We start from the raw sequence: 13,385 nt of genomic DNA, 5'->3' as shown, positions 1-13,385 counted from the left end.
CATGGCGATCGGGACGGCCGCTCTGACGGCCCTTCCTTGAGAGCCCGAATCCTCCTCCTCATCCCACGGGACCGCACCAGTTCGCAACTGGAGTTCGGGCCTTCCCTTGTGGAGGGATTCGTGAAAGCGTTCACATTCACAAGCAACGATCCCGTCACACGAGGAGAAGCAGCCATGGACTGGCGTCACCGCGCCGTTTGCCGCGAGGAAGACCCCGAGCTCTTCTTCCCCATCGGCAACACCGGTCCTGCGCTGCTGCAGATCGAGGAAGCCAAGGCCGTCTGCCGCCGCTGCCCCGTCATGGAGCAGTGCCTGCAGTGGGCGCTCGAGTCCGGCCAGGACTCCGGCGTCTGGGGTGGTCTGAGCGAGGACGAGCGCCGCGCGATGAAGCGCCGTGCAGCTCGCAACCGGGCGCGCAACGCCAGCGCCTGAGCCAGCCGCCCGCCCCGTGGCCCCCGAGCCGCAGCGCGCAGTACCCCCGATGCGCCACCGGCGCCGAGAAGCCCGGCCGTTATCGCATCGCGAGAGCTTTGAGCCCCGGACCATGTGGTCCGGGGCTTGTTGCTGTGCGCCGGGGGTCCGGCGCCGGCCGCCCCGCCCCGGTATCGATGCCGCCTCGGGACGGTCTCAGTACTGCGGACGGTCTCAGTGCTGCTTCTCGGGCCGTACGGGCACATCGAGCAGGACCTTGGTGCCGCGCTCGGGCGCCCGCACCATGTCGAACTGCCCGCCCAACTCCCCCTCCACCAGGGTGCGTACGATCTGCAGCCCCAGGTTTCCGGCGCGGTGCGGATCGAACCCCTCGGGCAGCCCCCGGCCGTTGTCCTGGACGGTGACCAGCAGCCGCGGTTCCTTACGGCTGCCGCCGCGCACCGCGCCGACCTCGACGACGCCCTGTTCGGCCTGGTCGAAGGCGTGCTCCAGGGCGTTCTGCAGCACTTCGGTGAGCACCATCGACAGCGGTGTGGCCACCTCGGCGTCCAGAATGCCGAAGCGTCCGGTGCGACGGGTGATCACCTTGCCGGGTGAGATCTCCGCGACCATGGCCAGCACCCGGTCGGCGATGTCGTCGAACTCGACCCGTTCGTCGAGGTTCTGGGACAGCGTCTCGTGCACGATGGCGATCGAACCGACCCTGCGTACCGCCTCGTTGAGGGCCTCGCGCCCCTGCTCGGAATCCATCCGGCGGGACTGCAGCCGCAACAGCGCGGCGACCGTCTGAAGATTGTTCTTCACCCGGTGGTGGATCTCCCGGATGGTGGCGTCCTTGGTGATCAGCTCCCGCTCACGGCGGCGCAGTTCGGTCACGTCGCGCAGCAGCACCAGCGAACCGATGTGCACACCCTTCGGTTTGAGCGGAATGGCGCGCAACTGGATCACCCCGTCGTTGCCCTCGACCTCGAATTCCCGGGGTGCCCAGCCACTGGCGAGCTTGACCAGGGCCTCGTCCACCGGGCCGCGGGCGGGCGCCAGTTCGGCGGTGGTCCGGCCGAGGTGGTGGCCCACCAGATCGGCGGCGAGGCCGAGCCGGTGGTAGGCGGAGAGCGCGTTGGGGCTGGCGTACTGGACGACGCCGTCCGCGTCGAGCCGGATCAGCCCGTCGCCGGCGCGCGGTGAGGCATCCATGTCGACCTGTTGACCGGGGAACGGAAACGTTCCGGCAGCGATCATCTGGGCGAGGTCGGAGGCGCTCTGGAGGTAGGTGAGCTCCAGCCGGCTGGGAGTGCGCACGGTCAGCAGATTGGTGTTGCGGGCGATCACCCCGAGCACCCGGCCGTCCCGACGTACCGGGATGGACTCGACGCGTACCGGTACCTCCTCTCGCCACTCGGGGTCGCCCTCGCGTACGATGCGGCCCTCATCCAAGGCGGAGTCCAGCATCGGACGGCGCCCCCGGGGGACGAGATGGCCCACCATGTCGTCCTGGTAGGAGGTGGGGCCCGTATTGGGCCGCATCTGGGCGACCGAGACGTAGCGGGTGCCGTCGAGGGTGGGAACCCACAGCACGAGATCGGCGAAGGACAGGTCGGAGAGCAGCTGCCACTCCGAAACCAGCATGTGGAGCCACTCGAGGTCGGAGTCGCTCAGAGCGGTGTGCTGGCGTACGAGATCGTTCATGGAGGGCACACCTTGGAGCCTACCGGCGTACGGTGTCCGTGGTGCGGGTCCGTCTTGTGCCCGCATACCCATGGACAACCACGAATGGTCTAGTCCACAATTCAGCAAAGGCCTCCGCTCTCCCCGCACAGGAGAGCGGAACGAGGCCCGAGGCGCTCTCTGCCCTGACTGCGCCGAGGCCTCCGATCGACCGGCCCCCAGGACGGGGCGGCGCCCCTGCCGCACAGGGGTCGCTCTCCCGCCCGTACGGCGGGCCGGCCGATGTCAGCTCCGGGCTGCGGTGCCGGACAGGCTGAGGGTCCTGTCCCGGTGCCGCGGCCCGCGGGTGTTTTCGGCCCGAATTCCCGCGCCTCCTCCCCCGGCCTCCATGGGCGGTGCGTGCGCCGGCGGTCTCGCTACGGAACGGGGCGGGCGACGGCGGGGGCCTCCGGCCGGGCCGCCGGCCGTTCGGGCCAGGCCTTCATGGCCAGTTCGGCGACGGCCTCCAGCGACGACTGCTCGGCACCGTCCCGCGCCTGCTGGGACATTCCCTGGATGACCGCGCCCACGTAGTCGGCCAGCGCGGTGGCGTCCGTATCCGTGGGGAGCTCACCGGCGGCGATGTCCGCGCGGACGGCGCTCTCGATCTCACCGATGTTCGACCGCCTCATCTCCCGCAGGGATGCGGCGACTTCGGCGGAGCCGGGTGAGATGTTCAGGGCGGCGCTGATCACGAGGCAGCCACGGGGGCGGCCGGGGAGCGTGTACTCGATCGCGGCCTCGCGCAGTGCCCGTGCGACCCCACTGCGGGCGGTCGGTTCCTCGGCCACGGCGCGCGAGATGAAACCGCCGTAGTGACGCCCGTACTCGGCCACGACCTCGTCGAACAGCGCCCGCTTGTCGCCGAAGGCGGCGTAGAGGCTGGGGGCGCTGATGCCCATGGCGCGGGTGAGGTCGGCGATCGAGGTGGATTCGTAGCCCTGCTCCCAGAAGGACCGGACCGCCTGTTCGAGGGCCGTCTCGCGGTCGAAGGACCGGGGTCGGCCGCGCTGCTTCGTTTCCTTGGACGCCATGGGAGGAATTTTATAGCGGTCGGTACGGAAGCCTGCTACGGTTTTTATGTAGCGAGCGATACAGAAATTGCTCGCCGGATGAGAGCTGCGCGCTCCCGCGGAAGGGGGCGCCGGCCATGGACAAGGGGAGGGGCATCACGATGGGTGCACTCAGCGGCAGGACGGCACTGGTGACGGGCGGCGGCCGAGGCATCGGCCGGGCGGTCTCGGAGCGGCTCGGGAGGGACGGCGCGCGGGTCGGTGTGCATTACGGCCGGGACAGGACCGCGGCCGAGGAGACGGTCGGCGCGATCGTGGCCGCGGGCGGCGAGGCCTTCGCCATCAAGGCCGAACTGGGCGCGCCGGGGGACGCCGAAGCCCTGTGGGCGGCGTTCGACGAGCAGGCCGAGGGGCTGGACATCCTGGTCAACAACGCCGGGATCAACAAGGCGCTGGACGGGACGCTCAAGGGCATCGGCGAAGTGGCGCCGGAGGATTTCGATCACCTCTTCGCGGTGAACACCAAGGCGCCCTTCTTCATCGTCCAGCAGGGGCTGTCCCGCCTGCGGGACGGCGGGCGGATCATCAATGTCTCGACGGGGCTGACGCGCGGCGCCGCCAGGCCCGACCTGATCGCCTACGCGATGACCAAGGGTGCGGTCGACGTCTTCACCTCGACCCTGGCCAAGGACCTGGGCCCACGGGGGATAACGGTGAACGCGGTGGCGCCGGGCGTGGTGGACACCGATATGAACGCCGACCGGCTGCGGGGTGCGGCCAATGCCGAGGGGCGGCGGGCGGCGGGCGCGATGTCACCGCTGGGGCGGCTGGCGGACGCGACGGACGTGGGGGACGTCATCGCCTTTCTGGCGTCGGACGACAGCCGGTGGGTGACGGGCCAGTGGATCGATACGACGGGAGGCGCCCTGCTCTGACGCCCTGCCCACACCGCCGGACCGGACCACCCGCACCACCGGGGCCGCCCATACCACCGGGACCGGGGATCCGCCCTCTGATAGATTGGTCTATACCACATGACCGCAGAGGACCACTCTCCAGAACGGCAGGCCAAAGCGTGGAAGTTGTCATCGTTCCGGACGCCACGGCAGGCGGCGAGCTGATCGCGGAGGCAATCGCCACCCTGGTGCGCCGCAAGCCCGACGCGCTGCTCGGTGTGGCCACCGGCTCGACCCCGTTGCCCATCTACAAGGCGCTGGCGAAGAAGGTCCGGGGCGGCGTGGTGGACGCCTCGCGGACCCGTATCTGTCAGCTCGACGAGTATGTCGGCCTACCGGCCGGGCACCCCGAGTCCTACCGTTCGGTGGTGCTGCGCGAGGTGGTCGAGCCGCTCGGTCTCGACGAGGACGCGTTCATGGGTCCCGACGGCACGGCACAGGACGTCCAGGCCGCCTGCGAGGCGTACGACCGTGCGCTGAGCGAAGCCGGCGGAGTGGACCTCCAGCTGCTCGGCATCGGCACCGACGGGCACATCGGATTCAACGAGCCCTGCTCGTCGCTGGCTTCCCGTACCCGCATCAAGACACTCACCCAGCAGACCCGGGAGGACAACGCCCGGTTCTTCGACAGCCTCGACGAGGTCCCGCACCACGTCATCACCCAGGGCATCGGCACCATCCTGGAGGCCCGCCACCTGGTGCTGCTCGCCACCGGCGAGGGCAAGGCGGACGCCGTGGCCCACGCCGTCGAGGGCCCGGTCGCCGCGCTGGTCCCGGCGTCGGCGCTCCAGCTCCACCGGCACGCCACGGTGGTCGTCGACGAGGCCGCGGCCTCCAAGCTGAAGCTCGCCGACTACTTCCGCGCCACCTACGCAGCGAAGCCGGAGTGGCAGGGGCTCTAGGCAGATCCCGGCGGAGTCGCGCCGGTGCCGTGGCCGGGGCGGTCCCACGGGGTGCCCCGGCCGCGGTGCATCCGGGACCGGCGGGCTCACCCCGCGCCGGGCGGGGTCCGGGTGGTGAGTGCCTCGGCGGCGGCCTGGCCGCAGACGCGGGCGGCGCCGTGGGTGGCGATGTGGAGGGCGCCCTGGGGCGCGGACTGGGGGACGCCCATCTCGACGACGGCGGTGTCCGGGCGGGCGGCGAGCAGGGCACGCAGGGTGTCGGCCATCCAGGGGTGGCGGTGGACGTCACGCACGACGGCGACGATCCGGCGGTCGCCGGCCGCGGTGAGCAGGCCGTCGACCTGGGAGCCGGTGCCGGTGGGGGCGGTGGCCGGGTAGGTGGCGGTCGCGGTGCCGGGGACGAGGCAGGAGAGTTCGGCGGCGACGCCCCAGGGGGTTTCGTCCCCGACCGCGATGTTGGCGAGGGGGGTGAAGGCGGCGACATAGGCGGGGGTGGTGAGCGGCTCGTAGGGACGGTCGCCGGTGGTGATGCGCAGGGCGCGCCGGGCGGCGGTGAGACCGATACCGAGTGCGGGCGCGGCCCCCTCCCCCGCGCCCGCACCCCGGGTCCAGCGCGCCAGGGCACGCACCCGTGCCGCGGCGTCGGCGAGCCGCTCCTCGGGCAGTTCGCCGGTGCGCACCGCCCGTACCAGGGCGTCGCGGAGGCGCAGGACGGTGGCCTCGTCGGCGAGTCCGCCGCCCACGCAGATGGCGTCGGCGCCGGCCGCGATGGCCAGTACGCTGCCGTGCTCGATGCCGTAGATGGCGGAGATGGCCTGCATCTCCATCCCGTCGGTGACGATCAGCCCGTCGAAGCCGAGCCCGCCCTCGGTGGCGGGGGCACGCAGCAGGCCGTGCAGCGCGGCGGGGCTGAGGGTGGCGGGGCGGTCGCCGTCCAGGGCGGGCAGCAGGATGTGCGCACTCATCACGGCCCGGGTACCGGCCGCGACGGCGGCGCGGAACGGCACCAGTTCGCGGTCCTGGAGGGTGGCCAGGTCGGCGGTGATCCGCGGCAGGTCGTGGTGGGAGTCGACGGCGGTGTCGCCGTGTCCGGGGAAGTGCTTGGTGCAGGCGGCGACACCGGCGGACTGCAGGCCCTCGACGTAGGCGGCGGTGTGCCGGGCGACCAGGTGCGGGTCGGCGCCGAAGGAGCGGACGCCGATGACCGGGTTGGCGGGGTTGGAGTTGACGTCGGCGGAGGGCGCCCAGTTGAGGTTGATCCCGCAGCCTGCCAGCCGGCGGCCGAGTTCCCGGGCGACCTGGCGGGTGAGCGCGGTGTCGTCGACGGCGCCCAGGGCGTGGTTGCCGGGGAAGGAGGAGCCGCCGCGCACTTCGAGGCGGGTGACGTCGCCGCCCTCCTCGTCGATGGCTACCAGGACGTCGTCGCGCTCCCGCCGCAACTGCCGGGTGAGTGCGGCGAGTTGTTCGGGGTCGTGGACATTGCGACCGAAGAGGCCGACCGCGGCCAGGCCCTCCCCGAGCCGGCGGCGCAGCCAGTCCGGGGCGGTGGTGCCGGTGAAGCCGGGCTGCAGGACGGTGAGCGCGTCGCGGGTGAGGGTGTCGGCGGAGCGTACCGAGCGTGCAGAACCTGAGAGAGAGGTCATGGACTGCGTCATCCCTTCACTGCGCCGGAGGTGAGACCGCCGACCGCCTTGCGTTGCAGGAACAGGAAGAGGACCAGGATCGGGACGGCGAAGATCGAGGCGGCGGCCATGGTGGCACCCCAGTCGTCGCCGAACTGGCTCTGGAACTGCGAGAGCCACAGCGGCAGGGTGCCCATGGCGGGTTCCTTGTTGAGGACCAGTACCAGCGGGAATTCGTTCCAGGCGGTGATGAAGCCGAAGAGGGAGGTGGCCATCAGGCCGGGGGCCAGCAGCGGGAAGACCACCTTCAGGAAGGCCTGGCGGCGGGAGCAGCCGTCGACCATCGCGGACTCCTCCAGCTCCTTGGGCACCGCGGCGACATAGCCCCGGAGCGTCAGCAGCGTGAAGGGCAGCACCATCATGGTGTAGAAGGCGGTGAGCGGCACCAGGCTGTTGAGGAGGTCGGCGTCCCGGACGATCAGGTAGATCGAGATCACCATCACCTCCCATGGCGCCATCTGGGCGACCATGAAGGTCAGCAGGATGCCCCGGCGCCCCTTGAACCGCATCCGGGTGACGGCGAACGCCCCGCAGAGCGCGATGACCAGCGACAGGCCGACGGCGAGCACGGTCACCACGACCGAGTTGCCGGCCAGGGTCCAGAAGTGGGGAGCCCGCACGGCCGTGGCGAAGTGCTCGACGGTGCCGTGGAAGGGGAACCACACCGGGTCCTCGCTGATGATCTCCCGGGTCGGTTTGAAGGCCGTGTTGAACATCCAGTAGACCGGGAAGGCGAATCCGAGGGCGAGTACGGCCGCCGCGGCGTTGGGCCAGACGCGGCCGGCGAGCGAGCGCTTCACAGCGCGTCCTCCTTCTCCTCCCGCGCTTCCTGCCGGAGCGTCAGGCGCAGGTAGTACGCGGTCATGGCCAGCAGCACCACGATCGTCAGCAGCGAGATCGCAGCACCCATCCCGAAGTGGAGGTTGCCGACGCCCTCGGTGAAGGCGTAGATCGGCAGCGTCTCGGTGAGCCGGTCCGGGCCGCCCTCGTTGATCGCGAAGATCTGCGGGAACGCCTTGAAGACCCAGATGACTTCCAGGAACGTCGTGGCGAGGAAGAACGGTTTGAGGAACGGGAAGGTGACGGAGGTGAAGACCTTCCAGGCCCCGGCGCCATCCACCCGGGCCGCCTCGTAGAGCTCCTGGGGGACGGTCGTGGTGGCCGCGTAGAGGTTGAGCGCCACGAACGGCAGGGACTGCCAGACGATCAGCACGGTGATGACGAAGAAGGTCGACAGCTGGGTGCCGACCCAGTCGTAGTGGGCCATCGCGTGCCAGCCGAGCCGGTCCAGCACCCAGTTGACGACGCCGTAACGGGAGTCGAAGAGCCACTGGAAGATGGTGGTGGCGGCGATGTGCGGCATGGCCCAGGCCAGCACCAGCGCGAGGGACAGCGTGAGGCGCATCTTGCTGCCGAGCCGGGCCAGCAGCAGTCCGATCAGTGCGCCGAGGACCATGATCAGGGTGACGTTGACCGCGGTGAAGACGAGGGTGCGGAGGGTGACCCGCCAGAACTGCTCACTGCCCAGGATCTCCTGGTAGTTGCCGAGCCCGCGCCAGTCGGTGAGGCGCTGGATCAGCTCCTTCATGTTGAGGTTCTGGAAGGAGAGCACCAGATTGCGGACCATGGGCCAGCCCAGGAAGACGGCGGTGGCGAGCAGGGCCGGCAGCAGCAGGAGGTAGGGCGCGCCGCTCACGGCCGGCTGGGCGCGTCTGCCGCCACGGGCGGGCGGCGCGCCTCCTCCCCTGTCGTGGTGCGGCGCGGTCCGCTCCGCCGCGTCGTCGAGCTGCACTGCCATGGGCCCTGCTCCCCCTCCTTGCCGTCCGGTCTCCCCGAGTCCGGGGATTACTGCTTGGCGAGCCGTGCGTTGATCTCGGATTCGATGTCCTTGGCGGCATCGGCCGGGGACTTACCGTTCAGCACGGCGGTCATATAGTTCTTGATGGGGTTCGGTACGTTCTCCACCGCGGCCCACTGCGGAATCAGCGGAGTGGTGCCGCCGGACTTCAGTGCCGCGGGGGCGGCGGCCGCGGCAGCCGGATTCTCCTTGGCGGCCTCGGCCAGGGCCGGGGACTTCGGGGTCCAGCCGGACTCCTTGACCATCTGCGCGTCGTTCTCCTTCGACAGGGCGATCTTCAGGAATTCCTTGGCGAGTTCCTGCTTCTTGCCCATACCGGCGACGGCGAAGTTGGAGCCGCCGAGGAATACGCCCTCGGGCTTGTCCGCGGTCTCCCCCGGAATGGTGAAGAAACCGATGTCGTCCTTGATATCCGGGTTGGCCTTGACGGCGGTGACCGCCTCATAGCCCATGCCGATGACGGCGCCGGTCCTCCCCTTGGCGAAGACGTCGGCCTGCTGCGGGGTGGCCTCGTCCTTGTTCTTCGGGGCGGTACTGAAGGCCTGGTACTGCCGGTAGATGTCCATGGCCTTGGAGACCTTGGGGTCGCCGAGGTTGGAGACCCACCTGCCGCCCTCCTTCTTCACCAGGTCGGCGCCGGTGCCGATGGTCAGGCCGTCGAAGAAGTACCAGTTCTGGCCGGGGAGGTAGAGCGGCTCGGCGTCGGTCTTCCGCTTGATGGCGTCGAAGGCCCGGAAGAGCTCGGCGCGGGTCCTGGGGATTTCCTTGAGGCCGGCCTGCGCCCAGATCTTCTTGTTGTACATCACCACGCGGTTGCCCGCGAACCAGGGCAGTGCGTACTGCGTACCGTCCACCACCGAGGCCTTGTTGAAGGCGTCGTTCCAGTCGGCGCCGATCTCCTTCTTCAGATCGCCGAGATCGACGAGGGCACCGGCCTTGGCGTAGGCGGCGGTCTGGGTGTTGCCGATTTCCACCACGTCCGGCGGGGTGTCCTCGGAGAGCGCGGTGCTCAGCTTCTGCTGAATTCCGTTCCACTGCTGGACCTTGAAATCGACAGTGGCTCCGGTCTTCTTCGTGAACTGTTCGGAGACCCGCTTGGCCCATTCCGGCGGATTGGACCCGTCCATCACCCAAACGGTCAGCTTCTGGCCCTTGAAGCCATCCGCGCCCGCCTCGTTCCCGCCGCTGGACCCACAGGCAGCGACACTCACCAGCATTCCCGCGACCATAGTCGCCGCTATGAGTCCACGCTTCATCGCGCTCTCCCCTAAAGGCCGGGTGTGGTCTTTAATGGTTTAGACCAGTTCCCGCAGCTTGGCCTAGACCTTTTGGGGTGTCAAGGGTGTATAAGAGTCGCTGTCAGGTCCGTTACCGGACCGACATCTGGCACGCCGGGACCTGCGAAGGAGCACGGAGCACCCGCCCGTGCCACGATGTGAGCCGCTATGTACGGAGGAGCCGGTGACGGCAGCACGACAGGAGTCGGAGGGGCGGGTCATGGAAACCGACGGGGGCAGCGCCGAGAACGGGGGCGGCACACGGACCACCCGCGTGCCCAAGTACTACCGCCTCAAACGGCACTTGCTGGAGATCACCGAGACCCTCCCGCCCGGCTCCCCCGTCCCGCCCGAGCGCACCCTCGCCGCGGAGTTCGACACCTCGCGCACGACCGTGCGGCAGGCCCTTCAGGAGCTGGTCGTCGAGGGCCGCCTGGAGCGCATCCAGGGCAAGGGCACCTTCGTGGCCAAGCCCAAGGTCTCCCAGGCCCTGCAACTGACCTCGTACACCGAGGACATGCGGGCCCAGGGCCTGGAGCCGACGTCCCAGCTGCTGGACATCGGCTATGTCACCGCCGACGACCGGCTCGCCGGGCTGCTGGACATCGTGCCCGGCGGCCGGGTGCTGCGCATCGAACGGCTGCGGCTGGCCAGCGGTGAGCCGATGGCCATCGAGATCACCCATCTGTCCGCCAAGCGGTTCCCCGCGCTGCGCCGCAACCTCGTCAAGTACACCTCGCTCTACACCGCGCTGGCCGAGGTCTACGACGTCCGCCTCGCGGAGGCCGAGGAGACCATCGAGACCTCGCTGGCCACGCCGCGCGAGGCCGGCCTGCTGGGCACCGACGTCGGCCTGCCGATGCTGATGCTCTCCCGGCACTCGCTCGACGCCCAGGGCCGGCCCGTGGAGTGGGTGCGCTCGGTCTACCGCGGCGACCGCTACAAGTTCGTGGCGCGGCTGCGGCGGCCCGCGGACTGAGAGGCCGGGCCAGTCCTACGGCGGCGCGACGTCGCCCCACCCACGGCAGTGCGGCCTCGCCCCACGGCGGCGTGGCATCCGGAGCGGGCGGCTCTCCGGACCACGCCGCCCGCTGTGCGTAGACGGCGTACCGATATGCGGACAGCTAGTGACGGGCACCGCGGCCCTGTCCTAGATTTCCAGCCGATCGCACAGGAGATCACCAGGGACATCGCCACGGACGGAGCCGCGCTGATGCCAGAACCAGGACCGGTCGGATCGCCGACCAGCAGACAGATCGTCACCCCGACCCGGATAGTTGCCGGTTTGTGCCTGCTCGCCCCGTTCATCGCCATACTGTGGGTGAGTTCGTACGCCAGGGTCGAGCCGAAGGTCATCGGGATCCCGTTCTTCTACTGGTACCAGATGCTGTGGGTGCCGATCTCGACCGCGCTGACGGCGGTGGCGTACAAACTCGTCCAGCGTGAGCAGCGCGCCCGCAAGGGCGGTGCGTCCCAGTGACCTTCAACGGCCCCCCGGCGGGCGCACCGTACGCCCCGGATGCCCCGGCCGCGCTCGCCGCCTCCGCCACCCAGGGCGTCAACGGCATCGCGCTCGCCGTCTTCGTCTTCTTCTTCCTGGCCGTGACGGTCATGGGCTTCCTCGCCGCCCGCTGGCGCAAGGCCGAGCAGTCGGCCAGCCTCGACGAATGGGGCCTGGGCGGACGCAGCTTCGGCACCTGGATCACCTGGTTCCTGCTCGGCGGTGACCTCTACACGGCGTACACCTTCGTGGCCGTCCCGGCGGCCATCTACGCGGCGGGCGCGGCCGGCTTCTTCGCCGTCCCGTACACCATCCTCGTCTATCCGCTGATCTTCACCTTCCTCCCCCGCCTCTGGTCGGTCTCGCACAAGCACGGCTACGTCACCACCTCCGACTTCGTGCGCGGACGCTTCGGCTCCAAGGGCCTGTCACTGGCCGTGGCGCTCACCGGCATCCTCGCCACCATGCCGTACATCGCGCTCCAACTGGTCGGTATCCAGGCCGTGCTGGACGTGATGGGCATCGGCGGCGGCGAACACACCAACTGGTTCGTCAAGGACCTGCCGCTGCTGATCGGGTTCGCGGTGCTGGCCGCCTACACCTACTCGTCCGGCCTGCGCGCCCCCGCGCTGATCGCCTTCGTCAAGGACGGCCTGATCTACCTGGTCATCATCGTGGCGATCATCTATATCCCCATCAAACTGGGCGGGTTCGACGCGATCTTCGACGCAGCGGACAAGGCGCTCGCCCAGCCCGGTGCCGTCCCCGGCAAACCCCGCGGCGAGCTGGTCAGCGGCCCCAACGCCCAATGGGCGTATGCGACGCTGGGGCTCGGCTCGGCGCTCGCGCTCTTCATGTACCCGCACTCCATCACCGCCACGCTCTCCTCCCGGAATCGCAACGTCATCCGTCGCAACACCACGATCCTGCCGCTCTATTCCCTGCTGCTGGGATTCCTGGCTCTGCTCGGCTTCATGGCGATCAAGGCCGGTACGGACATCCAGGGCAATCCGCAACTGGCCATCCCGCAGCTGTTCGAGGACGTGTTCCCCAGCTGGTTCGCCGGCGTCGCGTTCGCCGCGATCGGTGTCGGCGCCCTGGTGCCGGCGGCCATCATGTCCATCGCCGCGGCGAACCTGTTCACCCGCAACGTCTACAAGGACTTCCTCAAGCGGGACGCCACGCCCGAGCAGGAGCACAAGGTCGCCAAGCTGGTCTCGCTGCTGGTGAAGGTCGGCGCCCTGGTCTTCGTCCTGACCATGGACAAAACCGTCGCCATCAACTTCCAGCTGCTGGGCGGCATCTGGATCCTGCAGACCATGCCGGCGCTGGTCGGCGGCCTGTTCACCCGCTGGTTCCACCGGTGGGCGCTGCTCGCCGGCTGGGCGGCCGGCATGCTCTACGGCACCCTCGCGGCCTACGGGGTCGCCAGCCCGACCCAGGCCCACTTCGGCGGCTCCAGCGCGGAGATCCCCGGCATCGGTGAGATCGGCTACATCGGCCTGACCGCCTTCGCGCTGAACGTCGTGGTGACGGTCGTCCTCACGCTCGTCCTCAAGGCGGTCAAGGCCCCCGACGGCACCGACGAGACCAGCCCCGCCGACTACACGGCGGACGCCGGCGAGGAGGATGCCACGGCCGGCCTGCCGGCGGCGACGGCAGGCGCACCGAGCGGACACTGAGCCACCGACAGCTGACGGGCACGGGCCGTCGCGCCCCCGGCGCGGCGGCCCGTTCGCGCGCCCGGCCCCGGTGCGCGGCCCCGGTGCCCGCCCCGGCCCGCGGCCCGGGCGAGACCACTGACAGACACCGTGCGATCACTCACAACACACTAGATGTGGGGGTGCACGCGATGAGCCACCACCACATGTATGCTCGTCCTCGCTGTCGTCGCAGGGGAATCCGGTGGGAGTCCGGAACTGTCCCGCAACGGTGAAGGCGGCGCGCCAGTGGCCCGATGCCGGCCCGGCCGCGCGCCCGTGAAGTCCGAGGACCTGCCGACGGTACGTCCGCGCCACCATCGGCGCGGATGTCGATACGTCCGGGTCCCGAGGGTTGGG

12 protein-coding genes and 1 riboswitch are annotated in these 13,385 nt (G+C 69.9%); of the genes, 6 read left to right on the top strand and 6 right to left on the bottom strand.

The features are described from left to right. Positions 1–174 precede the first annotated feature (174 nt). Positions 175–432, top strand: coding sequence for a WhiB family transcriptional regulator (locus tag AZE13_RS03385; protein ID WP_003983230.1), 258 nt, complete (start codon positions 175–177; stop codon positions 430–432). Positions 433–645: 213 nt separating this feature from the next. On the opposite strand, the gene AZE13_RS03380 is transcribed toward AZE13_RS03385, so the two are convergent. Both AZE13_RS03380 and AZE13_RS03375 read right to left on the bottom strand, forming a co-directional pair. Continuing rightward, a complete protein-coding gene (locus tag AZE13_RS03380) occupies positions 646–2,118 on the bottom strand; it encodes a sensor histidine kinase (protein WP_066926588.1) in 1,473 nt (490 codons plus the stop codon). Positions 2,119–2,513: 395 nt separating this feature from the next. Continuing rightward, entirely contained in the window at positions 2,514–3,170 is a 657-nt protein-coding gene (locus AZE13_RS03375; RefSeq protein WP_066926586.1) for a TetR/AcrR family transcriptional regulator, read from the bottom strand. A 140-nt stretch (positions 3,171–3,310) separates the two neighbouring features. On the opposite strand from AZE13_RS03375, the gene AZE13_RS03370 reads away from it, so the two are divergent. Both AZE13_RS03370 and nagB read left to right on the top strand, forming a co-directional pair. Then, the gene (locus AZE13_RS03370) at positions 3,311–4,084 is read left to right on the top strand and encodes an SDR family oxidoreductase (RefSeq protein ID WP_066927204.1); all 774 of its coding nucleotides are present in this window, start codon (positions 3,311–3,313) and stop codon (positions 4,082–4,084) included. A gap of 140 nt (positions 4,085–4,224) precedes the next feature. Continuing rightward, on the top strand, positions 4,225–5,007 hold the full coding sequence (gene nagB / locus AZE13_RS03365) for a glucosamine-6-phosphate deaminase (RefSeq protein WP_066926584.1): 783 nt from the start codon (positions 4,225–4,227) through the stop codon (positions 5,005–5,007). 86 nt (positions 5,008–5,093) lie between these two features. On the opposite strand, the gene AZE13_RS03360 is transcribed toward nagB, so the two are convergent. From AZE13_RS03360 to AZE13_RS03345, 4 genes are read right to left on the bottom strand one after another with little or no spacing between them, the layout of a single operon-like run. Continuing rightward, entirely contained in the window at positions 5,094–6,650 is a 1,557-nt protein-coding gene (locus AZE13_RS03360; protein ID WP_066926582.1) for a glycoside hydrolase family 3 protein, read from the bottom strand. 8 nt (positions 6,651–6,658) lie between these two features. Further along, a complete protein-coding gene (locus tag AZE13_RS03355) occupies positions 6,659–7,489 on the bottom strand; it encodes a carbohydrate ABC transporter permease (RefSeq protein ID WP_066926580.1) in 831 nt (276 codons plus the stop codon). Beyond that, on the bottom strand, positions 7,486–8,487 hold the full coding sequence (locus tag AZE13_RS03350; protein ID WP_079123646.1) for a carbohydrate ABC transporter permease: 1,002 nt from the start codon (positions 8,485–8,487) through the stop codon (positions 7,486–7,488). The genes AZE13_RS03355 and AZE13_RS03350 overlap by 4 nt, the downstream gene beginning before the upstream one ends. Before the next feature lie 47 nt (positions 8,488–8,534). Further along, positions 8,535–9,803 carry an extracellular solute-binding protein gene (locus AZE13_RS03345; protein WP_066926578.1) on the bottom strand — a complete coding sequence of 423 codons (1,269 nt, stop codon included), beginning with the start codon at positions 9,801–9,803 and terminating at the stop codon, positions 8,535–8,537. Between the two features lie 241 nt (positions 9,804–10,044). Here AZE13_RS03345 and AZE13_RS03340 point away from each other — a divergent pair, with 241 nt between their 5' ends. The 3 genes from AZE13_RS03340 (at position 10,045) to mctP (ending at position 13,007) form a co-directional block, all read left to right on the top strand. Continuing rightward, the gene (locus AZE13_RS03340) at positions 10,045–10,803 is read left to right on the top strand and encodes a GntR family transcriptional regulator (RefSeq protein WP_066926577.1); all 759 of its coding nucleotides are present in this window, start codon (positions 10,045–10,047) and stop codon (positions 10,801–10,803) included. Between the two features lie 234 nt (positions 10,804–11,037). Continuing rightward, positions 11,038–11,304, top strand: coding sequence for a DUF3311 domain-containing protein (locus tag AZE13_RS03335; protein ID WP_079123691.1), 267 nt, complete (start codon positions 11,038–11,040; stop codon positions 11,302–11,304). An 86-nt stretch (positions 11,305–11,390) separates the two neighbouring features. Then, positions 11,391–13,007 carry a monocarboxylate uptake permease MctP gene (gene mctP, locus AZE13_RS03330; protein WP_181690254.1) on the top strand — a complete coding sequence of 539 codons (1,617 nt, stop codon included), beginning with the start codon at positions 11,391–11,393 and terminating at the stop codon, positions 13,005–13,007. Between the two features lie 212 nt (positions 13,008–13,219). Continuing rightward, positions 13,220–13,321, top strand: a riboswitch (cobalamin riboswitch). The last annotated feature ends 64 nt before the right edge of the window (positions 13,322–13,385 follow it).

This window comes from Streptomyces sp. NBRC 110611, assembly GCF_001590865.1.
Classification (GTDB): domain Bacteria; phylum Actinomycetota; class Actinomycetes; order Streptomycetales; family Streptomycetaceae; genus Streptomyces.
Note: the sequence above shows the minus strand (reverse complement) of the source record. Positions and strands in the feature narration are given on the sequence as shown.

Coding starts and splice junctions, on each gene's coding strand:
- AZE13_RS03345 (WP_066926578.1), bottom strand. CDS start 9,803: ATGAAGCGTGGACTCATAGCGGCGACTATGGTCGCGGGAATGCTGGTG.
- AZE13_RS03335 (WP_079123691.1), top strand. CDS start 11,038: ATGCCAGAACCAGGACCGGTCGGATCGCCGACCAGCAGACAGATCGTC.
- AZE13_RS03350 (WP_079123646.1), bottom strand. CDS start 8,487: ATGGCAGTGCAGCTCGACGACGCGGCGGAGCGGACCGCGCCGCACCAC.
- AZE13_RS03340 (WP_066926577.1), top strand. CDS start 10,045: ATGGAAACCGACGGGGGCAGCGCCGAGAACGGGGGCGGCACACGGACC.
- AZE13_RS03360 (WP_066926582.1), bottom strand. CDS start 6,650: ATGACCTCTCTCTCAGGTTCTGCACGCTCGGTACGCTCCGCCGACACC.
- AZE13_RS03380 (WP_066926588.1), bottom strand. CDS start 2,118: ATGAACGATCTCGTACGCCAGCACACCGCTCTGAGCGACTCCGACCTC.
- AZE13_RS03385 (WP_003983230.1), top strand. CDS start 175: ATGGACTGGCGTCACCGCGCCGTTTGCCGCGAGGAAGACCCCGAGCTC.
- AZE13_RS03375 (WP_066926586.1), bottom strand. CDS start 3,170: ATGGCGTCCAAGGAAACGAAGCAGCGCGGCCGACCCCGGTCCTTCGAC.
- AZE13_RS03370 (WP_066927204.1), top strand. CDS start 3,311: ATGGGTGCACTCAGCGGCAGGACGGCACTGGTGACGGGCGGCGGCCGA.